This is a genomic window from Ideonella aquatica (genome assembly GCF_018069755.1).
Lineage (GTDB): Bacteria > Pseudomonadota > Gammaproteobacteria > Burkholderiales > Burkholderiaceae_C > Ideonella > Ideonella aquatica.
Genome location: NZ_JAGQDE010000002.1, coordinates 286247 through 309140 on the forward strand (window position 1 = coordinate 286247; position 22894 = coordinate 309140).

Annotated in this window: 23 protein-coding genes and 1 tRNA gene; 8 read left to right on the forward strand and 16 right to left on the reverse strand. The window is 69.1% G+C overall.

Translation table 11 applies throughout. The features are described from left to right. Window positions 1-133 precede the first annotated feature (133 nt). The gene (gene yihA, locus KAK06_RS03490) at window positions 134-844 is read left to right on the forward strand and encodes a ribosome biogenesis GTP-binding protein YihA/YsxC (protein WP_210800414.1); all 711 of its coding nucleotides are present in this window, start codon (window positions 134-136) and stop codon (window positions 842-844) included. Beyond that, window positions 837-1715: an alpha/beta fold hydrolase gene (locus tag KAK06_RS03495; protein WP_210800415.1), complete on the forward strand. Its 879-nt coding sequence runs from the start codon at window positions 837-839 to the stop codon at window positions 1713-1715. The genes yihA and KAK06_RS03495 overlap by 8 nt, the downstream gene beginning before the upstream one ends. A gap of 6 nt (window positions 1716-1721) precedes the next feature. On the opposite strand, the gene KAK06_RS03500 is transcribed toward KAK06_RS03495, so the two are convergent. The 12 genes from KAK06_RS03500 to ispB all read right to left on the reverse strand — a co-directional run bounded on the left by KAK06_RS03500 (window position 1722) and on the right by ispB (window position 14486). Further along, window positions 1722-3965, reverse strand: coding sequence for a patatin-like phospholipase family protein (locus tag KAK06_RS03500; protein WP_310741024.1), 2244 nt, complete (start codon window positions 3963-3965; stop codon window positions 1722-1724). Then, the gene (locus KAK06_RS03505; protein WP_210800416.1) at window positions 3962-5338 is read right to left on the reverse strand and encodes a cytochrome P450; all 1377 of its coding nucleotides are present in this window, start codon (window positions 5336-5338) and stop codon (window positions 3962-3964) included. Before KAK06_RS03505 ends, KAK06_RS03500 begins: the two co-directional genes overlap by 4 nt. Window positions 5339-5468: 130 nt before the next feature. After that, window positions 5469-7112 carry a chaperonin GroEL gene (groL, locus tag KAK06_RS03510; RefSeq protein WP_210800417.1) on the reverse strand — a complete coding sequence of 548 codons (1644 nt, stop codon included), beginning with the start codon at window positions 7110-7112 and terminating at the stop codon, window positions 5469-5471. A gap of 53 nt (window positions 7113-7165) precedes the next feature. Next, entirely contained in the window at window positions 7166-7456 is a 291-nt protein-coding gene (gene groES / locus KAK06_RS03515; protein WP_210800418.1) for a co-chaperone GroES, read from the reverse strand. Window positions 7457-7656: 200 nt separating this feature from the next. Further along, window positions 7657-7854, reverse strand: coding sequence for a DNA gyrase inhibitor YacG (locus KAK06_RS03520; protein WP_210800419.1), 198 nt, complete (start codon window positions 7852-7854; stop codon window positions 7657-7659). 16 nt (window positions 7855-7870) lie between these two features. Further along, window positions 7871-8626 carry a cell division protein ZapD gene (zapD, locus tag KAK06_RS03525; RefSeq protein WP_210800420.1) on the reverse strand — a complete coding sequence of 252 codons (756 nt, stop codon included), beginning with the start codon at window positions 8624-8626 and terminating at the stop codon, window positions 7871-7873. A gap of 40 nt (window positions 8627-8666) precedes the next feature. Further along, on the reverse strand, window positions 8667-9290 hold the full coding sequence (gene coaE / locus KAK06_RS03530) for a dephospho-CoA kinase (RefSeq protein WP_210800421.1): 624 nt from the start codon (window positions 9288-9290) through the stop codon (window positions 8667-8669). Beyond that, the gene (locus KAK06_RS03535) at window positions 9290-10201 is read right to left on the reverse strand and encodes a prepilin peptidase (RefSeq protein WP_375140875.1); all 912 of its coding nucleotides are present in this window, start codon (window positions 10199-10201) and stop codon (window positions 9290-9292) included. The genes coaE and KAK06_RS03535 overlap by 1 nt, the downstream gene beginning before the upstream one ends. A gap of 21 nt (window positions 10202-10222) precedes the next feature. After that, a complete protein-coding gene (locus KAK06_RS03540) occupies window positions 10223-11443 on the reverse strand; it encodes a type II secretion system F family protein (RefSeq protein WP_210800423.1) in 1221 nt (406 codons plus the stop codon). A 32-nt stretch (window positions 11444-11475) separates the two neighbouring features. After that, entirely contained in the window at window positions 11476-13194 is a 1719-nt protein-coding gene (gene pilB, locus KAK06_RS03545; RefSeq protein WP_210800425.1) for a type IV-A pilus assembly ATPase PilB, read from the reverse strand. A 249-nt stretch (window positions 13195-13443) separates the two neighbouring features. Next, a tRNA-Pro gene (locus KAK06_RS03550) sits at window positions 13444-13520 on the reverse strand. Between the two features lie 24 nt (window positions 13521-13544). After that, the gene (gene ispB, locus KAK06_RS03555; RefSeq protein WP_210800678.1) at window positions 13545-14486 is read right to left on the reverse strand and encodes an octaprenyl diphosphate synthase; all 942 of its coding nucleotides are present in this window, start codon (window positions 14484-14486) and stop codon (window positions 13545-13547) included. A 283-nt stretch (window positions 14487-14769) separates the two neighbouring features. On the opposite strand from ispB, the gene rplU reads away from it, so the two are divergent. From rplU to proB, 4 genes are all read left to right on the forward strand, one after another. Continuing rightward, a complete protein-coding gene (rplU, locus tag KAK06_RS03560) occupies window positions 14770-15081 on the forward strand; it encodes a 50S ribosomal protein L21 (RefSeq protein ID WP_210800427.1) in 312 nt (103 codons plus the stop codon). Between the two features lie 26 nt (window positions 15082-15107). After that, entirely contained in the window at window positions 15108-15365 is a 258-nt protein-coding gene (gene rpmA, locus KAK06_RS03565) for a 50S ribosomal protein L27 (protein WP_210800428.1), read from the forward strand. Window positions 15366-15471: 106 nt separating this feature from the next. Then, window positions 15472-16833 carry an Obg family GTPase CgtA gene (gene cgtA, locus KAK06_RS24015; RefSeq protein ID WP_247652616.1) on the forward strand — a complete coding sequence of 454 codons (1362 nt, stop codon included), beginning with the start codon at window positions 15472-15474 and terminating at the stop codon, window positions 16831-16833. A 7-nt stretch (window positions 16834-16840) separates the two neighbouring features. After that, window positions 16841-17962 (forward strand): glutamate 5-kinase, encoded by a 1122-nt coding sequence (gene proB, locus KAK06_RS03580; RefSeq protein ID WP_210800429.1) that lies wholly within the window; start codon window positions 16841-16843, stop codon window positions 17960-17962. 262 nt (window positions 17963-18224) lie between these two features. Here proB and KAK06_RS03585 read toward each other — a convergent pair whose 3' ends face one another. Next, window positions 18225-18821 carry an RNA pyrophosphohydrolase gene (locus KAK06_RS03585; RefSeq protein WP_210800431.1) on the reverse strand — a complete coding sequence of 199 codons (597 nt, stop codon included), beginning with the start codon at window positions 18819-18821 and terminating at the stop codon, window positions 18225-18227. Between the two features lie 100 nt (window positions 18822-18921). On the opposite strand from KAK06_RS03585, the gene KAK06_RS03590 reads away from it, so the two are divergent. Both KAK06_RS03590 and KAK06_RS03595 read left to right on the forward strand, forming a co-directional pair. After that, the gene (locus KAK06_RS03590) at window positions 18922-20670 is read left to right on the forward strand and encodes a proline--tRNA ligase (protein ID WP_210800432.1); all 1749 of its coding nucleotides are present in this window, start codon (window positions 18922-18924) and stop codon (window positions 20668-20670) included. Further along, the gene (locus KAK06_RS03595; RefSeq protein WP_210800439.1) at window positions 20667-21299 is read left to right on the forward strand and encodes a lytic transglycosylase domain-containing protein; all 633 of its coding nucleotides are present in this window, start codon (window positions 20667-20669) and stop codon (window positions 21297-21299) included. The genes KAK06_RS03590 and KAK06_RS03595 overlap by 4 nt, the downstream gene beginning before the upstream one ends. Here KAK06_RS03595 and KAK06_RS03600 read toward each other — a convergent pair whose 3' ends face one another. The 3 genes from KAK06_RS03600 to KAK06_RS03610 all read right to left on the reverse strand — a co-directional run bounded on the left by KAK06_RS03600 (window position 21300) and on the right by KAK06_RS03610 (window position 22838). Further along, window positions 21300-21878, reverse strand: a complete 579-nt coding sequence (locus tag KAK06_RS03600; RefSeq protein ID WP_210800441.1) for a UbiX family flavin prenyltransferase — start codon at window positions 21876-21878, stop codon at window positions 21300-21302. A 2-nt stretch (window positions 21879-21880) separates the two neighbouring features. After that, complete coding sequence (grxD, locus tag KAK06_RS03605) at window positions 21881-22192, reverse strand: Grx4 family monothiol glutaredoxin (RefSeq protein WP_210800442.1); 312 nt, start codon at window positions 22190-22192, stop codon at window positions 21881-21883. An 82-nt stretch (window positions 22193-22274) separates the two neighbouring features. After that, window positions 22275-22838 (reverse strand): hypothetical protein, encoded by a 564-nt coding sequence (locus KAK06_RS03610; protein WP_210800443.1) that lies wholly within the window; start codon window positions 22836-22838, stop codon window positions 22275-22277. Window positions 22839-22894 lie beyond the last annotated feature (56 nt).

Below are 22894 nucleotides of genomic sequence, written 5' to 3' on the forward strand. Positions count from 1 at the left end.
AGAAGGGCCTGCTGTGGGTTCGAAGTTAGTGATCACCACGGTATCCCGGTGTCCTGACAGCATGCCGACAGGCGCCACACCGGTTTGGCAACGGTGTGTTGGGAAACCAAACCGCCGGATTTTACAATGCTCCATGCCCCCGCCCTTGCGACCCGTCACACTGCCGCCATCCGACGCCGAGCGCGCCGCCCTGGCCTGGGCCCACAGCGCCCGCTTCCTCACCACCGCCAGCCAGCTCGATCAGCTGCCGCCGGGCGACCTTCCGGAGATCGCTTTCGTCGGCCGCAGCAATGCCGGCAAGTCCACCGCCATCAACACACTGGCCCAGCGCCGGCAGCTGGCCTTTGCGTCCAAGACGCCCGGCCGCACCCAGCACATCAACCTCTTCGCGTTGGGCCCCAAGGACCAGCCTGACGCCTACCTGGCCGACCTCCCCGGCTACGGCTATGCCACGGTGGCACGCACCGCCAAGCTGCGCTGGCAGAAGGTCATGGCCGATTACCTGGAGGTGCGGCGCAACCTGCATGGCGTGGTGCTGCTGGTCGACAGCCGCCACGGCCTGACGCCGCTGGACCAGCAGTTGCTGGAGTTCATTGCACCGCGCGTGGTCAACGGCGAGGTGCGGCTGCTGGTGCTGCTGACCAAGGCCGACAAGCTCAGCCGCAAGGAGCAGGACGCCGCGGTGCGCGCCGGCCAGGATGCGCTGGCCGACCTGGCCACCGAGGAGGCCGATGTCGGACTGCTGCTGTTTTCGGGGCTGAACCGCACCGGCCTGGGCGACCTGGCCAGCACCGTGCATGACTGGACCCACAGCGGCCGGCCGGTCCAGGACCTCGATGCGTGAAGGTGTGGTCGCGCTGTCCGCCACCGGCCAGCGCCTGCACACCTGGCGGGCTGGCGAGCAGGGCCCGCGGGTGCTGCTGCTGCACGGTTTTCCAGAAGCCGGTTTCATCTGGCAGCCGGTGATGCAGCGGCTGCAGGGCCAGGCCCGGCTGCTGGCGCCCACCCAGCGCGGCTATGCGCCCTCCAGCTGCCCGGAAGGCGATGCGGCCTACAAGCCGCGCGCGCTGGTGGCCGACCTGGTGGCGCTGATCGAGCAGGAGGGCGCACCGGTCGATCTGGTCGTGGCCCACGACTGGGGCGGTGCGCTGGCCTGGAACCTGGCCGCCCAGCGGCCGGACCTGCTGCGCCGGCTGCTGATCGTCAACGCCACCCACCCGGTGCCCTTTCTGCGCGCGCTGCGCGAGGACCCGGCGCAGCAGGCTGCCAGCGCCTACATGAACACGCTGTGCGCGCCCGGCGCCGCCGAGCGGCTGGCGGCCGATGATTTCCAGGCGCTGTGGCCCTTCTTCGAGCACTTCGGTCCGGGCAGCGCCCAGTGGCTGGATACGCCGCTGCGCGAGCGCTACCGCGCGCTGTGGGGCGCCTCGCTGGACAGCATGCTGGCCTGGTACCGCATGTCACCGCTGCGCCCGCCATTGACGCCCCAGGACCCCGTGATGACCCTGCAGTTGCCCGACGAGGCCGTGACAGTGCGCGTGCCCACCCGCGTGCTGTGGGGCGAGGCCGACCGCGCGCTGCCTCCCTCGCTGCTGGGCGGCCTGGAGGCCTTCGTGCCCGACCTGACGGTGGAGCGGGTGCCCGGCGCCAGCCACTGGATCGTCCACGAACAGCCCGAACGCGTGGCCCAGGCGATCATCGACGCCTTGCCCTGAGGGGACTCAAGGTCTCCCAATGAAGAAAGCCAGCCCGGCCTCGCCGCGCGGCGCCCAGGTCAGGCCCAGGTACATCGGGCCCAGCCCGGTGTCGGCGCCCAGGTAGAGGCTGGCGCCGCTTCGCAGGCCGGCCACGGTGATCGCCTGGCGCTCGGTCCAGGTGTTGCCCAGCTCCAACGACGCGCCCACGAACAGCGCCCGTGCGAACACCGGCGGCTCGGCTAGGCGGCGGTACCAGCCGCCGCGCAGCAGCAGCAGCGCATTGCCGCTGAGCTGGCCGGTGCGGTAGCCCGAGAGGTTCTGGAAGCCACCCAGCGTGTACTGGCCGGCCAGCGCGCCCTGTCGCGAGTCGGCGGCCTTGAGCACTGCGTACAGGTTCAGCGTGTCGCTGCCCTCGGTCCAGGCGCCGCTGGCATCGGCTTCGATGCGCACCAGGTTCTGGCCCTCCTGACCCTGCTGCGAGCGCCGGCCGAACTGCAGCTCGCCGGTGAGCCGGTAGCCCGACAGCGGGAAGTTGGCGTAGTCGAGCTGGTCGATCACCATGCGGCTGCGGGCGGCGGTTTCGCGCCAGATCTGTGGCGAGGCGCTCAAGGCCCCGGCCAGCAGCAGCGGCTCGTCGCGGCCGATCACATGGCGCAGTCCCAGGCGCAGCTCGCCCAGACGGCCCCAGGGCTGGCCCAGGTCCACGCCCAGCCCGGCCAGGTTCTGCCGCACCTGGGCGCGCTCCTGGCCACTGCTGCTGTCGTAGACCGAGACGATGCGGCGCTGCACCCCACCCCAGCCGGCGATGAACCAGTCGTCCCACAGGCCCAGGCGCCAGCCCAGCGGGTGGTAGAGCTCGCTGAACAGCGAGGGCGTCTCGCCCAACTGCAGCCGGTTGCGCCACTCGGTGCCTGTGGGCGTCAACCAGTGGCGGTTGTGGCTGATCTTGATGTTGAAGGCGCTGCGGCCGCTGAAGTCGGTCCACAGGTCCAGGCCGACGTGCAGGTAGTTGGGCCCCCAGGGCTTGTCCTCGACCTCGAAGACCAGCAGCGCGTCGCTGCCCGGCGCGCCGTCGACCAGGTGGTAATCGGTGCGCACGTAGTCGCCGCTGGCGGCCAGGAAGCGGGCGTCGGCGGCAGCGCGCTCGGGGTTGAAGGGCTGGCCGGGCCTGGACTGCAGCTGCGGCAGCAGGCGCTGCGGGTTGGTGAGGCGGCTGCCCTCGAAGGCCACGCTGCCGATCACCGGGCTGGGCGGGGCGTCGGCGCGGCGTGCGGCGCGCCACTGGCGGTAGCTGTCCTCGTCCAGCGCCAGCGCCCGCAGTTGTGGCAGCGCGGCGCGGGCGGCGGCCTCGCCCAGCGCGATCAGCTCCTGGGTCTTGTCGAAGTCGCCCGAGCTGAGCCGGCCCAGGTCGGGCGCGATCAGCAGGTCCTGCGGCCCCAGCGTGGCCAGGCTGCGGCGCACGTTCTGCTCGGTCAGGATGTTGATCATCTGCGCCGTCAGCCCGATCGCCGAGTTCAGCGTCTCGCGCGGTGCCAGCGGCGTGCCGATGTTGACCACCAGCAGGCGCTGGGCGCCCATGGCGCGGGCGATGTCGACGGGCACGTTGTTGACCAGGCCGCCGTCGCCCAGCACCCGGCCGTCGATCTCGGTGGACGGGAACACGCCCGGCACGCTCATGCTGGAGCGCAGCGCCATCGCCAGGTCGCCGCTGTCCATCACCACCATGTCGCCGGTTTCCATGTCGGTGGCGACGGCGCGGAAGGGAATGGGCAGCTCGTCGAAGTGGCTGATGCGGCGCACCGGCAGCGTGTAGCGGCGCAGCAGGGTCTCCAGGCCGCGGCTGGAGACGGCGCCCTGCGGCGCGTGGAAGCTGCCTTCGCGCCAGCCCAGCTCGATCGCCGCGGGAATCTCGAAGTCTTCCTCCTTGCGCCGCTGCGACAGCATCTGCCGGCTCACGCGCGTGGCGAAGAGCTTGGTCCAGTCGACCTGCAGCAGGTCGGACTCCAGCGCGGCGGCGCTCATACCGCTGGCATACAGGCCACCGATGATCGCGCCCATCGAGGTGCCGGCCACCAGGTCCACGGGAATCCGCTCCTGCTCCAGCACCTTCAGCACACCCACGTGCGTCAGGCCGCGCGCGCCGCCGCCGGAGAGCACCAGGCCCAGCCGCGGTCGCGCTGTGGCGCTGCTGGCGGGCGGCTCCTCGGCCGCGGCGGGGCCTGGTGCCAAGGCCAGCGCCAGCAGGCAGGCGCCCAGCAGGGCCCTCACGTCCGGCGCTCCAGGCGCACCCACACGCCGTGCTGCGAGCGCAGGCTCAGCCGCGCGATCGGCTCCGGCGGTGCTTTGTCGGCGGGCAGCACGCGGTAGGCGCGCAGCACCAGGGCCAGCACCAGCACCGCCTCCTGCATCGCGAAGTTGGCGCCGACGCAGACCCGTGGCCCCATGCTGAACGGCAGGTAGGCCTGGGCCATGGCCTGGCGGCCGGCGGGCGCCAGGAAGCGGTCGGGGTCGAACTCGTCGGGGCGCTCCCAGAAGCGCTGGTGACGGTGGATCAGCCAGGGCGAGACGATGACGGTCTCACCCGGCTCGGTGGGCACGTCGCGCAGGCAGCCCGGGGCCGCGGCCTCGCGCACCAGAAAGCCCAACGGCGGGTACAGGCGCATCGTCTCGCGAAAGATGCGGCGCAGCAGGTCCAGTTCGCGCAGCTGCTCAAGCTTGGGCGGGCCGTCGCCGATGACGCGTTGGATCTCGTCCACCGCGCGCTGCTGCACGTCCGGGTCCAGCGTCAGCAGGTACAGGGCCCAGGCCAGTGCGCTGGCCGAGGTCTCGTGGCCGGCCAGGAAGAGCACGGCGATCTCGTTGACCAGTTCCTCCACGCCCATCGCGGCGCCGGTCTCGGCGTCGCGGGCTTCCAGCAGCGCGCCCAGGATGTCCTGCGCCGGACCGGCCTGGCCGGCGTGGAAGGCGGCGTGGCGCGGCGCGATGTGCCGGCGCAGCAGCGCGCGGATGTCCTGGCCTGCCTGCTGCGCGCGTGCCGCCGAGCCCAGGCGCGGCCACCAGGCGCGGCGGTAGCGCGGCATCGTGGCATCAGGCGCCTCGCGCTGGTAGTGCGCGAAGGCCTCAAAGATGGCCTGCGAGTCCCCACGCTCCAGCGGCAGGCTGAGGATGGTGCGCAGGATCACGTCGGCGGTGACGTGGGTGGTCTCGTGCTCGATATTGACCGGCCGACCGTCGGCCAGCGGTGCCAGGCGTTGCACCAGCGCCTGCACCGCTTCGGACATCGGCGCGAAGGCGTGCGTCATGCGGGTGCGCTCGAAGGCTGGCTCCAGCAGGCGGCGCTGGCGCGCCCAGGTCTCGCCGTTGGAGGTGAAGATGCTCACGCCCAGCAGCGGCTCCAGCAGGTCGTGCATGAAGCGGTGCTTGGGGTAGCTGGGCGCCTCGTCCACCAGCACCTGGCGCACGGCGGCCGGGTCGTTGACGATGCGCACCGCATGGCCGGCCACGCGGCGCCGGCCCATCAGCATGCGGTAGGAGCCTTCGGTCAGCTGCGACAGCAGGTTGCTGCGCTGCGTCAGCCAGCGCCACCAGCGCGTCCAGGGATGGCGCACGGGGGCCGGGTAGTGGGGACAGGGATGGCTCATGCGTGAAGGCCGGAATTCTGCCAGCGCTGCTCCGCTGCGCCCCATGAAAAACGGCGCACGGCCGTGAGGCTCGTGCGCCGTGGGGGACGCCTTGCGGGCGGCAGGCCGCCCGCGGGGCATGGCCAGGGACTTACATGCCCATGTCCATGCCGCCCATGCCGCCCATGCCGCCGCCGGCAGGCATCGGGGCCTCGTCCTTCGGGGCCTCGGCGACCATGCACTCGGTGGTCAGCATCAGCGAGGCGACCGAGGCGGCGTTCTGCAGCGCAGTGCGGGTGACCTTGGTCGGGTCCAGGATGCCCATCTCGATCATGTCGCCGTACGTGTCGTTGGCGGCATTGAAGCCGTGGTTGCCGGTGCCGGCCAGCACGGCATTGACCACCACGCTCGGCTCGCCACCGGCGTTGGCCACGATCTCGCGCAGCGGGGCTTCGATGGCCTTCAGGACCAGCTTGATGCCGGCGTCCTGGTCGGCGTTGTCGCCCTTGATGGCGCCAGCAGCCTGACGGGCACGCAGCAGGGCCACGCCGCCACCGGCGACGATGCCTTCTTCAACGGCGGCACGGGTGGCGTGCAGCGCGTCTTCCACGCGGGCCTTCTTTTCCTTCATCTCGACTTCGGTGGCGGCACCGACCTTGATGACGGCCACGCCACCAGCCAGCTTGGCCACGCGCTCTTGCAGCTTCTCGCGGTCGTAGTCGGAGGTGGCTTCCTCGATCTGGATGCGGATCTGCTTGACGCGGGCCTCGATGTCGCCAGCGGCACCGGCGCCATCGATGATGGTGGTGTTTTCCTTGGCCACTTCGACGCGCTTGGCCTGGCCCAGGTCGGTCAGCTGCACCTTCTCGAGCGACAGGCCCACTTCCTCGGCGATCACCTTGCCACCGGTCAGGATGGCGATGTCTTCCAGCATGGCCTTGCGGCGGTCGCCAAAGCCCGGGGCCTTGACGGCGACGACCTTCAGGATGCCGCGGATGGTGTTGACCACCAGCGTGGCCAGCGCTTCGCCATCGACTTCTTCAGCGATGATCAGCAGCGGACGGCCGGCCTTGGCGACGGCTTCCAGCGTCGGCAGCAGGTCACGGATGTTGCTGATCTTCTTGTCGTACAGCAGCACGAACGGGTTCTCGAGCAGCGCGGCTTGCTTCTCGGGGTTGTTGATGAAGTAGGGCGACAGGTAGCCGCGGTCGAACTGCATGCCTTCGACGACATCCAGCTCGTTGTTCAGGCTCTTGCCGTCTTCAACCGTGATGACGCCTTCCTTGCCGACCTTGTCCATCGCCTCGGCGATGATGCCGCCGACGTCGGCGTCGGAGTTCGCCGAGATCGTGCCGACCTGGGCGATTTCCTTCGAGGTGGTGGTGGCCTTGGAGGCCTTCTTCAGCTCGGCCACCAGCGAGGCCACGGCGCGGTCGATACCGCGCTTGAGGTCCATCGGGTTCATGCCGGCGGCCACGTACTTCATGCCTTCGCGCACGATGGCCTGGGCCAGCACGGTGGCGGTGGTGGTGCCGTCACCGGCGTTGTCGCTGGTCTTGGAAGCGACTTCCTTGACCATCTGGGCGCCCATGTTCATGAGCTTGTCCTTGAGCTCGATCTCCTTGGCGACCGAGACACCGTCCTTGGTGACGGTGGGGGCGCCGAACGAGCGCTCGAGCACCACGTTGCGGCCCTTGGGGCCCAGCGTGACCTTGACCGCGTTGGCCAGGATGTTCACGCCTTCAACCATGCGATGACGGGCGTCAGCGCCGAAGACAACGTCTTTTGCAGCCATGTGTGTAACTCCGGAAATTCAGTGTTCTGGGGGGGATGACCTGGACGGGTGGATTACTTTTCCACCACGGCGAACAGGTCGTCTTCCTTCATGACCAGCAGCTCTTCGCCATCGACCTTGACGGTCTGGCCCGAGTACTTGCCGAACAGGACGCGGTCGCCGACCTTGACGTTCAGGGCGACGAAATCACCCTTGTCGTTGCGCTTGCCCATACCGACGGCCAGCACCTCGCCCTGGTCGGGCTTCTCGGCGGCGCTGTCGGGGATGACGATGCCCGAGGCGGTCTTGGTTTCGTTCTCCAGGCGCTTGACGATCACGCGATCGTGCAACGGACGAAGCTTCATTGCATCTCCTAAATGCGTTGGCAATGTGGACAATTGGAGCGCTCGGTAAAAGTGAGCACTCAATCACTTCAGGCGGTCCGGCGAGGCGCAAGGCCTGTCTGCCGGTGCTAGCACTCGGCTTGCCTGAGTGCTAACAAGCATTATAGGGTGGGGGGCCGGGCTTTCAAGAGGGGCGGAAAAACCCCAGGCCCAGGGCCGACTCAGCGCTCGGCCTCGTCCTGGTCTTCGGAGCTGGGCGGGGCCTCGACGCGGTAGGCCTCGTTGGCCCAGGCGCCGAAGTCCTGGCCCTGGCAGCGGGCGCTGCAAAACGGGCGGAAGGCATTGCTGGCGGCATAGACCGTGGTCTCGCCGCAGGTGGGGCAGGCGACCTCGATCGGCCGCGGGGCGGGCGTGGTCATCGCAGGCTGGGGTGACTCAGGTGCACAGCGCCAGGTCGAAATCGACGTCTTGTGCCAGCGGGCGCAGGCGGCCGTCGGCGTCGGCGCGCATCAGGCGCACCGAGACCATCAGGCGGTGGCCGGTGATCTCGGGGACGATGTCGACCTCGGTGTCCAGGCGCAGGCGCAGCAGCTGGTAGGTGCGACCCTGGGGCAGGCTTTGCTGGTACTGGCCGGCCTGGGCCACCACGCGGTGCGGCACGCCGCTGTCGCGCAGCAGGCCCAGCAGCAGGCGCAGCGCGTCGGCCAGCGGCTGCAGGGTGTCCAGCCAGCGGCCCAGGTCGGCCTGGCGGCGCTCGGCCGGATGCTGCTGCCAGGCATAGTAGCCCGGCAGATCAAAGCTGCAGGTGCCGCCGGGAATGCTGATGCGGCTGCGCACGCTGGTCAGCCAGTCGTTGCCGGACAGGGCCTGCCCGGCCTTGCCAGCCACCGCGTTGAGCGCCTGGAAGGCCTGGTCGATGCGGCCCACCACCTCGTCGAGGGCCGCCTCGGAGACATGCGGGTTGCCGCGGTAGGACTGGAATTGCGCCTTGTGGCGCTCAAGCTCCTTGAGCAGGTCGGACTTCAGGTCGGCGCGCGCGGCGACGTCCATGATCTCGAACATCGTGGCCAGCGCGAAGTGGTGGTCGATGGCCTCGGTGCGCGCGGCGAGCACAGCGAGCCGCCCGAACAGCTGCTCCAGCCGCAACATGGTGCGGATGCCTTCGTTGAACGGGTATTCGTACAGGACCAAGATGGCAGTTCCGGTGCGGCGAGGCAATCGTCGGATTGTTTCACACCTGCGCTGCAGGCCACGCCCACAGGCGCCACAGCGTGGCCACCTCGGCGTCCAGCGCGTCCAGCGTCAGGTCCTGGTTGACGATCACCGCGTCGGCGATCGCCCGGCGCGCCGCGCGGCTGGCCTGCTGGGCGATGACCGCACGCACCTGCGCCTCGGGCCAGCCGTTGCGGGCCTGCACGCGCTGCACCTGGGTGGCTTCGTCGCAGTCCACCACCAGCACCCGGTCGACCTGGCGGCGCCAGTGGGCACCGCGCTCGGTCAGCAGCGGGACATCGAAGACCACCGGCTGCCCGGCCGCCGCTGCCGCTGCCTCGGACCAGGTGCGTTCGCCGATCATCGGATGCAGGATGGCTTCGAGGCGCTCGCGCTGGGCCGCATCAGCGAACACGCGCTCACGCATCCAGGCGCGGTCCAGCGCGCCGTCGGCCGCGATGGCGGCCTCACCGAAGGCCTGGGCGATGGCGGGCAGCGCCGCACCACCGGGCGCGGTGAGCGCACGCGCGATGGCGTCGGTGTCGACGATCAGCGCGCCGCGCGCCGCCAGCGCTCGCGCCACCGTGCTCTTGCCGCTGCCGATGCCGCCGGTCAGGCCGAGCGTCGGACCGGCCCGGCGCATCACTGGCCGATCCAGCCCAGGACGCGCGGCGTGCCGAGCAGGATGACGGCGACGCCGCCGCCGGCCAGGAAGGGCCCGAAGGGCATGGGCCGCCCGCTGCCCAGGTGGCCGCTGAGCTTGAGCGCGATGCCCACGGTGGCGCCGATCACCGAGGACATCAGCACGATCGGCAGGATGGCCTGCCAGCCCAGCCAGGCGCCCAGCGCGGCGAGCAGCTTGAAGTCGCCGTGGCCCATGCCTTCCTTGCCGGTGACCAGCTTGAACAGCCAGTAGACCGACCACAGCGACAGGTAGCCCACCACCGCACCCACCACCGCGGTGGACAGCGGCAGCGTCCAGCCCGCCGATGCGGCCAGCAGGCCGGCCCACAGCAGCGGCAGCGTCAGGCTGTCGGGCAGCAGCATGGTGTCCAGGTCGATCGCGGTGAGCGCCACCAGCGTGGCCAGCACCGCGCACCAGGCCAGGCTGACCGGCACCGGGCCGAAGCGCCAGGCGGCCAGCGCGAACAACACGCCCGTCAGCAGCTCGACCAGCGGGTAGCGCACCGAGATGCCGGTGCCGCAGGCCGAGCAGCGGCCCCTCAGCACCAGCCAGGACAGCAGCGGCAGGTTTTCGTACCAGCGGATGCGGTGGCCGCAGGCCGGGCAGGCCGAGGCGGGACGCGCCAGGGTGTAGGGCGGCAGCGCCTCCAGCGTGCGTGTCATGTCGGCGGACAGCGGCGCGGCGGCCTTGGGCAGCGCCTGGCCGGCGGTGCGCTGCCAGGACTCGGCGTCCGCCAGCTGGGCCAGGCCGTCCTGCCACCATTGCCGCTCCATCATGCGCGGCAGGCGGTGGATCACCACGTTCAGAAAGCTGCCGATGCACAGACCAAGCAGACCCAGCACCCAGGGCGACAGCCAGAGTGCGTCGATGACCAAGGGCCCCATCGGCGATCAGACCACCTGGCCGAGCTTGAAGATCGGCAGGTACATCGCCACCACGATGCCGCCGATCAGCGTGCCCAGGAAGACGATGATGATCGGCTCGAGCAGCGTGGACAGCCCCTTGACCATCTCGTCGACCTCGTCCTCGTAGAAGTCGGCGGCCTTGGACAGCATCGCGTCCAAAGAGCCGGACTCCTCGCCGATCGCGGCCATCTGCAGCACCATGCTGGGGAAGACGCCGGTGGTTGACATCGAGGTGGTCAGGCCCGAGCCGGCGGCCACGTCGCGCTGGATCTGCTCGGTGGCGCGGGCATAGATGATGTTGCCGGCGGTGCCGCCCACCGAATCGAGCGCCTCCACCAGCGGCACGCCGGCGGCGAACATCGTGGCCAGCGTGCGGGTCCAGCGGGCCAGCACCGACTTGCGGATCAGATCGCCAAAGATCGGCAGGCGCAGCAGCAGCCGGTCCATCACGAACTGCAGGTTCTCCGAGCGCTTCCAGGTGCGGTAGAACATGTAGCCGCCACCGAAGATCACCCCGAAGATCACCCACCAGTAGCTCACGAAGAACTTGCTCATCGCGATCACCAGCATCGTCGGCGCCGGCAGCTCGGCCCCGAAGGACTTGAACACCGACTCGAAGGACGGGATCACGAAGATCATGATGATGGTGACCACGATGAAGGCCACCACCAGCACAGCGATCGGGTACATCAGTGCCGACTTGACCTTCTGCTTGATCGCCAGGATCTTTTCCTGATACTGCGCCAGGCGGGCCAACAGCTCTTCCAGGATGCCGCCGGCCTCACCGGCCTCGACCAGGTTGCAGTACAGCGCGTCGAAGTACTTGGGGTGGCGCCGGAAGGCCGAAGACAGGCTGGTGCCGGTCTCGACATCGGCGCGGATGTCCAGCAGCAACCGCGTCAGGCGCGGATTGGGGCTGCCGCGGCCGACGATGTCGAAGGCCTGCAGCAGCGGCACGCCGGCCTTCATCATGGTCGCCAGCTGGCGCGTGAAGGTGGCAATGTCGCGCTGGCCGATCGAGCGTCCGCCGCTGGCGCGCCGTTTCTTGATCTTCGTGACCAGGATGCCCTGGCGGCGCAGGCTGGCGCTGACCGCCGCCTCGCCGGCCGAGCGCAGCTCGCCGCGCACGACCTTGCCGGCGCGGTCTTTGCCTTCCCACTCGAAGATGAACTCCTGAACCCTGGCTGTCGCTGCTGCAGTGGCCATCTCGCCTCCGGCGGTCTCGTGTGTCGGTCGGATTATTCGTTGGTCGAGGCGATCACTTCCTCGAGGGTCGTGACGCCCAGCTTCACCTTGACCAGGCCCGACTGGCGCAGGTCACGCACGCCTTCGCGGCGGGCCTGGTTGGCCAGGTCGGTGGACGAGCCCTGGTTCAGGATCAGCTGCTGGATCTCGTCGGAGATCGGCATCGCCTGGTAGATGCCTACCCGGCCGCGGTAGCCGTTGTTGCAACTGCCGCAGCCCACCGCGCGGTAGGGGCGCCATCCGCCTTCCAGGTCGGCGTCCGTGAAGCCGGCATCCAGCATGGCCTCGCGCGGATAGTCGACCGGGGTCTTGCAGTTCTCGCACAAACGGCGCACCAGGCGCTGGGCAGTGATCAGCAGCACGCTGGCAGCGATGTTGAAAGGCGCCACGCCCATGTTCAGCAAGCGGGTCAGCGTGGAGGGCGCGTCATTCGTGTGCAGCGTGGACAGCACCAGGTGGCCGGTCTGGGCGGCCTTGATGGCGATGTCGGCGGTTTCCAGGTCGCGGATTTCGCCGACCATGATGATGTCCGGATCCTGGCGCAGGAAGGCCTTCAGCGCGGTGGCGAAGTTCAGCCCGGCCTTGTCATTGACATTGACCTGGTTGATGCCCGGCAGGTTGATTTCGGCCGGGTCTTCCACGGTGGAGATATTGACGCCCGGCTGGTTCAGCAGGTTCAGGCAGGTGTAGAGCGACACCGTCTTGCCTGAGCCGGTGGGGCCGGTGACCAGCACCATGCCGTAGGGGCGCTTGATCGCCTCGAGCAGCCGGCTTTTCTCGTCGGGCTCGTAGCCCAGCGCCTCGATGCCCAGCTTGGCGCTGGAGGAGTCGAGGATACGGATGACGATCTTCTCGCCGAACAGCGTGGGCAGGGTGCTGACGCGGAAATCGATCGAGCGGTTGCCGAAGCGCAGCTTCATGCGACCGTCCTGCGGCACCCGCTTCTCGGCGATGTCCAGCCGCGAGATCACCTTGATGCGCGAGGCCAGCTTGTCCTTGATGGCGATCGGCGGCTGGGTGATCTCACGCAGTTCGCCGTCGATGCGGAAGCGCACCCGGTAGTTGTACTCGTAGGGCTCGAAGTGCAGGTCGGAGGCGCGCAGGTTGATCGCGTCGATCAGCATCTTCTGCAGGAAGCGCACGACCGGCGCGTCCTCGACCTCGGCCACCACCTCCTGGGTGCTGGCTTGCTGCGGCTCGTCGTCGTTGACCTCGAAGTCGAAGTCGCCACCGGCCATGTTCTCGATGACCTGGGAGGCGCTGGCTGATTGCGCATCGACGATGCGGCCCAGCTTGTCGTGCTCGACCAGCACCCACTCGGGGGTGAGTTGGGTGGCGAACTTGATCCGCTCGCCGGCTTCCTGGTCGGTGGGGTCGGAGCAGGCCAGGAACAGGCGGCTGGCGCGGCGCCCCAGCGGCAGCACCTTGTACTGGGTGACCAGCTTGGCGTCGATCAGGTTGGCCGGCAGGCGCGGGATGTCGACTGCGTCCAGGTCGAGCAGCGGCACCGACAGCGCCGACGACAGCGCATGGGCCAGCGCCTGTGCCGACATGGCGCCCGAGCTGACCAGGGCCTCGACAAAGCTCTGCCGCTTTTCCTTGGCCGCCAGCACCAGGTCCTCGGCCGCCTTGGCCGACAGCTTGCCGCCGTGCACCAGCACGCGGGCAACGCCCGAAAGGGCTGGGGACGGGGCTTCGGCGATGGTGTCCACGGACGCTGGTCAGGAAGGGTGTCGGTGCCGGATTCCTGCCATGGCGATGCCTGGCAAGGCCCGGCCGGGCTTGCAAACGCCTGATCGTACCGCGGTCCGTGGCCGCCGCTCCGGCGCGCACGGTCCGCTGATGCCATTTGCCCGTCGACGCGGGGCCGAGGGTGGGGCAGAAACGACGAAGCCCCCTGAACGACGAAGCCCCGCAAACGAAGAAGCCCCGGCGGTGGGCCGAGGCTTCAAGGAACATCCTGGTCGGGGTGAGAGGATTCGAACCTCCGGCCTCTACGTCCCGAACGTAGCGCTCTACCAGGCTAAGCTACACCCCGATGTCGAACTGGTCTTGGTGCGGCTCAGAAAGAGCGCTCAACCGATCGAGCCGCTAATTCTAGCAGAAGATTTTTGGCTTCTGAAGCCGGCAGTGCCGACAATCGCTCGCGGGCCCGTTCGGCCTCATCGCGCGCGGCTTGGCGCGTGGCCTCGATCGCCCCGGTGGCACGCACGATGGCGATGATCTCGGGCAGGCGCTCGACCTCGCCGTGCTCGATGGCGTGGCGGATCAGCTGGCGTTGGGTCTCGGTGCCGTGGTCCATTGCAAACAGCAGCGGCAGCGTGGGCTTGCCTTCGCGCAGGTCATCGCCCACGTTCTTGCCCAGGGCTTCGCGGTCGCCCTCGTAGTCGAGCAGGTCATCGACCAGCTGGAAGGCGGTGCCCAGCGCGCGGCCGTAGTCGGCACAGGCCTCCTCGATCGCCGGATCGGCGTTGGCGATCACCGCGCCCAGGCGGGCGCTGGCCTCAAAGAGCTTGGCGGTCTTGAAGCGGATGACGCGCAGGTAGTCCTCGACCGTGGTGTCGGGGTCGTGCATGTTCATCAACTGCAGCACCTCGCCCTCGGCGATCACGTTGGTGGCGTCGGCCAGCACCTCCAGCACCCGCATGCGGTTGACCGAGACCATCATTTGAAAGGCGCGCGAGTACAGGAAATCGCCCACCAGCACGCTGGCGGCGTTGCCGAACATGGCGTTGGCGGTCTGGCGGCCGCGGCGCAGCGAGGACTCGTCGACCACATCGTCGTGCAGCAGCGTGGCGGTGTGGATGAACTCCACCGTGGCCGCCAACTCGTCGGCCTGCGGGCCTTCGTAGCCCAGGCCCTGGGCGAACAGCAGCACCAGGCGCGGTCGGATGCGCTTGCCGCCGGCGCCGATGATGTAGTGCGAGATCTGCTCGATCAGCGCCACGTCCGAGGACAGGCGCTGGCGGATCACCTCGTCCACGCGCGCCATGGCCGCGGCCATCGGGTCGGCCGGGGCGGACGCCGGTGCGTTGGCCGCGCGGGCGTCGGTGTCGGGCAACGGTGGGCTGGCGTTCAAGGTACGGCGTCGACGAGACAAAAGTCGCAGATTATAGGAAGGCCTGAGCCTGGCCGGCGCGCCGGCCGCCGGCCAGGTCTGACCAAGCCACTGGCAAGGGGCGACGCGACGTGCTAGAATGCCCGGCTTCGCCCGAATGGTTCGGGGGAATTCGCCTTGCGCGGCCGTCACTGGCCGGGTCTGGCGTGCACTTTTGCAAAGGGTCCTTATGTACGCGGTCGTAAAAACCGGTGGCAAGCAATACAAAGTTGCCGTCGGCGAGAAGATCAAGGTAGAACAGATTGCTGCGGACGTTGGCCAGGAAGTGGTGATCGATCAGGTGCTGGCCGTGGGCAACGGCGCAGATCTGACGGTCGGTGCTCCTCTGGTGAGCGGTGCCAGTGTGAAGGCCACCGTCGTGGCGCATGGTCGTCATGACAAGGTCCGCATCTTCAAGATGCGTCGCCGCAAGCACTACCAGAAGCACGGCGGTCACCGCCAGAACTTCACCGAGCTGTCGATCACCGGCATCACCGCCTGATCGGCACCATCCAGGAGCACTGAACCATGGCACAGAAAAAAGGCGGCGGTTCCACCCGGAACGGCCGTGACTCCCAGCCGAAGATGCTCGGCGTGAAGGCCTACGGTGGCCAGGCCATCTCGGCCGGTTCCATCATCGTGCGCCAGCGCGGCACCAAGTTCCACGCCGGCACCAATGTCGGCATGGGCCGTGACCACACGCTGTTCGCGCTGGTCGATGGCACCGTGTCGTTCGCCGTCAAGGGCGAGCGCAACCGTCACACCGTCAGCGTCACCCCGCTGTAAGCAGCCCCCCGCCGCCTGCGGGCGGCCGCTGCCAAGCCCCGGCTCGCCGGGGCTTCGTCGTTTTCGGGCCCGCCCCAGGCGCCGCCCGGTACCATCTGCATCCACCATGAAATTCGTCGACGAAGCCACCATCGATATCGCCGCCGGCAACGGCGGCGCCGGCTGCGTGAGCTTCCGGCGCGAGAAGTTCATCCCTTTCGGCGGCCCGGACGGCGGCGACGGCGGCAAGGGCGGCAGCGTCTATGCCGTGGCCGACCGCAACCTCAACACGCTGATTGATTACCGCTACGCCCGCCGCCATGAGGCGAAGAACGGCGAATCCGGCCGCGGCGCCGACTGCTTTGGCGCCGCCGCCCAGGACGTGGTGCTGCGCATGCCGGTGGGCACGATCATCACCGACACCGCCACCGGCCAGGTGTTGGCCGAGCTGATCGAGCCCGACGTGCCGGTGCTGCTGGCCAAGGGCGGCGACGGCGGCTTCGGCAACCTGCACTACAAGAGCAGCACCAACCGCGCGCCGCGCCAGTCCACGCCGGGCTGGCCGGGCGAGCGCTTCAACCTGAAGCTCGAGCTGCGCGTGCTGGCCGACGTGGGCTTGCTGGGCATGCCCAACGCCGGCAAGTCCACGCTGATCGCCGGTGTCTCCAACGCCCGCCCCAAGATCGCCGACTACCCCTTCACCACACTGCACCCCAACCTGGGCGTGGTGCGCGTGGGGCCCGAGAAGAGCTTCGTCATCGCCGACATCCCGGGCCTGATCGAGGGCGCCTCGGAAGGTGCCGGCCTGGGCCACCTGTTCCTGCGCCATCTGCAGCGCACCCGGCTGCTGCTGCATGTGGTGGACATGGCGCCCTTTGATGACACGGTGGATCCGGTGGCTCAGGCCAAGGCCATCGTCGAGGAACTGCGCAAGTACGACGAGGAAGGCCCGAAGCGCCCGCGCCGCCGCGCCCAGGCGCCGATGCCCGACCCCGACGACGAGGATTGGGACGAGGGTGAGGACGAGGTTGCGGACGAGCTGCCCGAGGAATCCGACGAGCCCGCGCCGCTGCCGCACCATGGCGTGCCGCTGATGTCCAAGCCGCGCTGGCTGGTGCTGAACAAGCTCGACATGGTCCCCGAGGCCGAGCGTGCCGCGAAGGTCAAGGACTTCGTCAAGCGCTTCAAGTGGAAGGGGCCGGTGTTCCAGATCTCGGCGCTCACGCGCGACGGCCTGCAGCCGCTGATCCACGCCATTTGGGACGAGGTGGCCAAGGACCAGCAGAAGATCGTCGAGGCGCCGGACCCGCGCTTTGCCACGCGCGATGACGACGCGCCCAGCCCCGCCCAGCGCACCCGCAAGGTGACGGCCGGTGTGCGCACCGGCGGCAGCCTGACCAAGCCCGGCCCCAAGGGCCGTGGCAAGACCGAGAAGGTCATTCCCGCGCCCGAGCGCGACCCCCGCTTCGATCCTCCGACCGACGAGTGATGCGCCGATGAGCGAAGGTCCCCTGAAGAACGCCCGGCGCATCGTCGTCAAGGTTGGCTCCAGCCTGGTCACCAACGAGGGCAAGGGCGTCGACGCCGAGGCCATCGGCAACTGGTGCCGCCAGCTGGCGGCGCTGGCGCACCAGGGCCGCGAGGTGGTGATGGTCTCGTCGGGTGCGATCGCCGAGGGCATGAAGCGCCTGGGCTGGCGCACCCGGCCCAAGGAACTGCACGAGCTGCAGGCCGCGGCGGCCGTGGGCCAGATGGGCCTGGTGCAGATGTACGAGCGCCTGCTCAGCGAGCATGGCATGGGCAGCGCCCAGGTGCTGCTCACCCACGCCGACCTGGCCGACCGCGAGCGCTACCTGAACGCCCGCTCGACGCTGCTGACGCTGCTGGGCCTGAAGGTCATCCCGGTCATCAACGAGAACGACACCGTCGTCAACGACGAGATCAAGTTCGGCGACAACGACACCCTCGGCGCGCTGGTGGCCAACCTGGTCGAGGCCGACGCGCTGGTGATCCTGACCGACCAGCGCGGCCTGTACACCGCCGACCCGCGCTCCAACCCCGACGCCCGCTTTGTCGACGTCGCCCAGGCCGGCGACCCGGCGCTGGAGCAGATGGCCGGCGGTGCCGGCTCGCGCGTGGGCACCGGCGGCATGATCACCAAGATCCTGGCCGCCAAGCGCGCTGCCGGCAGCGGCGCCAGCACCGTGATCGCCTGGGGCCGCGAGCCCGACGCGCTGCTGCGCCTGGCTGCCGGTGAAGCCATCGGCACCGCGCTGCTGGCCGGCACGCCCAAGCTGGCCGCGCGCAAGCAGTGGATGGCCGACCACCTGCAACTGCGCGGCGCGGTGCGGGTGGACGATGGCGCGGTGATCAAGCTGCGCGAGGAGGGAAAAAGCCTGCTGCCGATCGGCGTGATCGAGGTGGAAGGCGAATTCCACCGTGGCGACGTGATCGCGGTGCGCAACACCGCCGGCGCCGAAATCGCCCGCGGCCTGTCGAACTACGCCAGCACCGAGGCGCGGCTCATCGCCCGCAAGCCCTCATCGCAGATCGAGGGGCTGCTGGGCTTTGCCAACGAGCCTGAGCTGATCCACAGAGACAACCTCGTGCTGGCCTGAGGCCAGGACGAGGTTGCGGCGCAGGCTCATGTCCGCGCAGCGGACGTGAAGGCCCGCAGGGCCGGGCCGTAGCCACAATCCAGCGCGGCGTTGCCGGGGTTGCGGCGCAGGCTCATGTCCGCGCAGCGGACGTGAAGGCCCGCAGGGCCGGGCCGCAGCCACAACCCTTTGCCGGCTGACCAGGGCATGCGGCGCAGGCTCATGTCCGCGCAGCGGACGTGAAGGCCCGCAGGGCCGGGCCGCAGCCACAACCCAGCGCAGCTCAGGCCGCCTGCTCCGGCGGTGGCTCCAGCGTCGCCCTTGGCGGCAACTCCATCTCGTGCTCCTCGCGCGGGCGCGGGCCGTGGTGGCGCATGCCGCCTCTGAGGTAGCGGTTGTGGTGGTTCACGCGCGGCAGGTAGCGCGCCAGCTCGGTCAGCGCCATCTGGTAGACGTCGCGCTTGAACTCGATCACCACGTCCAGCGGCACCCAGTATTCGTTCCAGCGCCAGGCGTCGAACTCGGGGTGGTCGGTGGCGCGCAGGTTCATGTCACTGTCGCGGCCCATCAGGCGCAGCAGGAACCAGATCTGCTTCTGGCCCTTGTAGTGGCCACGCGCATCCTTGCGGATGAAGTGGTCGGGCACGTTGTAGCGCAGCCAGTCGCGGGTGCGCGCCAGGATTTGCACGTGCTCGGGCAGCAAGCCGACTTCCTCGTGCAGCTCGCGGAACATCGCCTGCTCGGGCGACTCGCCATACTTGATGCCCCCTTGCGGGAACTGCCAGGAGTGGGTGCGCAGGCGCTTGCCCCAGAACACCTGGTTGCGGGCGTTGAGCAGGATGATGCCGACGTTGGGCCTGTAGCCTTCCCGGTCGAGCATAATCGAACCCCAATTCTTGAATTGAAATCAATATAGCACTGGCGGCCACGCGGGCACAGGTTCTCGCTTTCCCGAGGGGCCGGTCATTGCACCGATGCCCATGAAAGCCTCCCAGTTCTTCATCTCCACGCTCAAGGAAGCCCCCGCCGACGCCGAGGTCGTCAGCCACCAGCTGATGATGCGCGCCGGCATGATCAAGCGCCTGGGCGCTGGCATCTACAACTACATGCCGATGGGCCTGCGGGTGATCCGCAAGGTCGAGGCCATCATCCGCGACGAGATGAACCGCGCTGGCGCGGTGGAGCTGCTGATGCCGGTGGTGCAGCCGGCCGAGCTGTGGATGGAAACCGGCCGCTTCCAGGCCTACGGCCCCGAGCTGATGCGGGTGAAGGACCGGCACGACCGCGACTTCATCATCCAGCCCACCAGCGAAGAGGTGATCACCGACATCGCCCGCCAGGAACTGCGCAGCTACAAGCAGCTGCCGCGCAATTTCTATCACATCCAGACCAAGTTCCGTGACGAGCGCCGGCCGCGCTTTGGCGTCATGCGCGGGCGCGAGTTCACGATGAAGGACGCCTACTCCTTCGACCGCGACAAGGCCGGTGCGCTGAAGAGCTACCAGCTGATGTTCGATGCCTACAAGCGCATCTTTGACCGCTTCGGCCTGCAGTACCGCGCGGTGGCCGCCGACACCGGCGCCATCGGCGGCGATGCGTCGCACGAGTTCCAGGTCATCGCCGACACCGGCGAGGACGCCATCGCCTACTGCCCCACCAGCGACTACGCCGCCAACGTCGAGCTGGCCGAAGCGGTGTCGCTGATCGCCACGCGCGCCGCGCCGACGCAGGCCCTGGCCAAGACCCCGACGCCCGGCAAGAGCACCTGCGAGGAGGTGGCCGCGCTGCTGGGCATTGCGCTGGCGACGACCGTGAAGTCGCTGGTGCTCGCCACCGATGACAAGAACGAGGCTGGCGACATCGTGAAGACCACGGTGTGGCTGTTGCTCGTGCGTGGCGACCACGCGATGAACGAGGTCAAGGTCGGCAAGCTGCCGGGCCTGAAGGACGCCTTCCGTTTCGCGACCGTGACCGAGATCGAGGAGCACTTTGGCTGCAAGCCCGGCTACCTGGGGCCGATCGGCCTGAAGAAGCCGGTCAAGGTGGTGGCCGATCGCACCGTGGCGGCCATGAGCGACTGGGTCTGCGGCGCCAACGAGGCGGACTTCCACATCACCGGCGTCAACTGGGGCCGCGATCTGCCCGAGCCCGACCTGGTGGCCGACATCCGCAACGTGGTGGAAGGCGACCCCAGCCCCGATGGCCAGGGCGTGCTGGCCATCCAGCGCGGCATTGAAGTCGGCCATGTGTTCTACCTGGGCACCGGCAAGTACAGCCAACCGATGAAGGCGCAGTTCCTCGATGAGAACGGCAAGCCCCAGCCCTTCGAGATGGGCTGCTACGGCATTGGCGTCACCCGCATCCTGGGCGCGGGGATCGAGCAGAACCACGACGCCCGCGGCATCATCTGGCCGGCCAGCATCGCCCCCTTCCAGGTGGCCGTCTGCCCGATCGGCTACGACCGCTCGGCCGAGGTCCAGGCCGCAGCCGATGCGCTGCATGCCGAGCTGCTGGCGCTGGGTGTCGATGCCATCCTCGATGACCGTGGCGAGCGCCCCGGCGCGATGTTCGCCGACTGGGAGCTGATCGGCGTGCCGCAGCGTGTGGTGCTGTCCGACCGTGGCCTGAAGGACGGTCAGGTCGAGGTGCAGGGCCGCCGCGAGGCCGAGGCCAGCAAGCTGCCGCTGGCCGAGGTGGCCGCGGCCGTGAAGGCGCGGCTGGGCGCATGACGCACGGCGACGCGGCCGGACCCACCCGCCGCGCCCTGCTGGCTGCGCCGGCTTGGCTGCTGGGTGGCTGGAGCACCCCGGCCCGCGCCGGTCGACAGGCCGAGGAGCCGCTGGCCGATTCGGTGCGCACCGTGCTGTCGGCGGCCATTGCCAACCCGGCGCCGCCCTCGCCGCAGTTCAGCCGCATCGAGGACCGGCTGGCCTACCTGCGCTGGAAGGGCCAGGCGGCCGATCGCCTGAAGCGCCGCATCGCCGAGTTCCAGACCCGCTCCGACTTCCTCGATACGCTGTGGTACGAAAGCAAGCGCGCCGCGCTGGAACCCGCGCTGATGCTGGGCCTGGTGCAGGTGGAGAGCGGCTTTCGCAAGTACGCGGTCAGCGTGGCGGGTGCGCGCGGCTACACCCAGGTGATGCCCTTCTGGGCGCGGCTGATTGGCGACGGTGATGTGGCCAAGCTCTTCCACATGCAGGTCAACCTGCGCTTTGGCTGCGTGATCCTGCGCCACTACCTGGAGCGCGAGCGGGGCGATCTGTTCTTTGCGCTGGGCCGCTACAACGGCAGCCGGGGCCGCGCCGAGTACCCGGACATGGTGATGGCAGCGCGCCGCCAGTGGCTGCTGCCGGTCTGATCAGAGCCCGTTCCAGCGCTTCGGCGCGGCCACGCCCAGCGCCAGCAGCTCGATCGCCCGCTCCACGGTGTCGGCCACCAGCTCGTCGATGCTGGCCGGCCGGTGGTAGAAGGCCGGCAGCGGCGGGAAGATGATGCCGCCCATCTCGGTGACGGCGGTCATGTTGCGCAGGTGGGCCAGGTTGAAGGGCGTCTCACGCACCATCATCACCAGGCGGCGCCGCTCCTTGAGCGTGACATCGGCCGCACGTGTCAGCAGGTTGTCGCCAAAGCCGTGGGCCACCGCAGCCAGCGTCTTCACCGAGCAGGGCGCGATGACCATGGCATCGACGGTGAAGCTGCCGCTGGCGATGCAGGCCCCGACCTCGCCGATGCCGTGACTCTGGTGCGCCAGCGCCGACAGCGCCTCGCGGTCCAGACCCAGCTCGTGGTGGACATTCAGCAGGCCTGCGGGCGTACACACCAGGTGGGTCTGCGCGCCCAGCGCCTTCAGGCGCTGCAGCAGCCGCACGCCGTAGACGGCGCCGGAAGCGCCGGTGAGGCCGACGATGACCCGGGCCGGGCGGCCGGCGTCGCTCATCGTCAGGCGGTCAGCGCCTGCTGCAGCTCACCCGCCTGGTACATCTCCATCATGATGTCCGAGCCGCCGACGAATTCGCCGTTGATGTAGAGCTGCGGGATGGTCGGCCAGTTGGCGTATTCCTTGATGCCCTGGCGGATGTCCTCGTCCTCCAGGACGTTGACGGTGTGCGGATCGTTCACGCCGCAGGCCTTCAGGACCTGCACCGCGCGGCCGGAAAAGCCGCACATCGGGAACTGGGCCGTGCCCTTCATGAACAGGACCACCTTGTGGCCTTTGACGATCTGGTCGATGCGCTGCTGGACGTCGCTCATGGCTACTGGTCTTCCGCGAGGGAATGGATGTCGATGCGCGCATTGTCGCGCGATCGCCCCGACCCACGACGCAGGCAGGGCTTCAGAACGCGTAGGACAGGTTCAGCTGGAACACCGGCGAAAGCTGCAGCGCCCGCACCGTGTTGTCCAGGCTGGAGCCGCCGGTCAGCGCCCGCAGGCCCTGACCGGGGCGCTGGGCCATCAGGCCCAGGTCGGCACTCAGACCCACGCCGGCCCGGGTCCACCAGGCGCTGTAGCCCACGCCCACATAGGGTGTGGCGGCGGCGTCGGCCGGGTTGTCGGGCAGGCCCACGCTGCGCCACAGCGTGCTGGTGCTGCCCGCGCCCAGCGCCAGACTGCGCGAGCCCAGCAGCAAGGCGCCGGTGGCACGCAAGCCACCGCCGTCGCCCAGGCGGCCGACATCGAAAAACAGATCGGAGGACACGCGCGCCGCACCCAGCGCAGGCGCGTTCACCAGGCTGGCGGGCATCGGCGGCGACACCGTGACGATGGACAAATGGGTTTGCCAGGAGGTCCAGCCGGTGGGCTCGGTCAGTTGCAGACCGTCACCCGTGGGCGCCGCCTGGGCCGACGACAGCGCGGCCAGCAGAGCCAGACAGACCGGAATGGAGCGGATCGCACGCATGGCACACCTCCTTGGTCTGACCCATGCTACTCCGATGAGTTCAGCGCGTGCGCGGA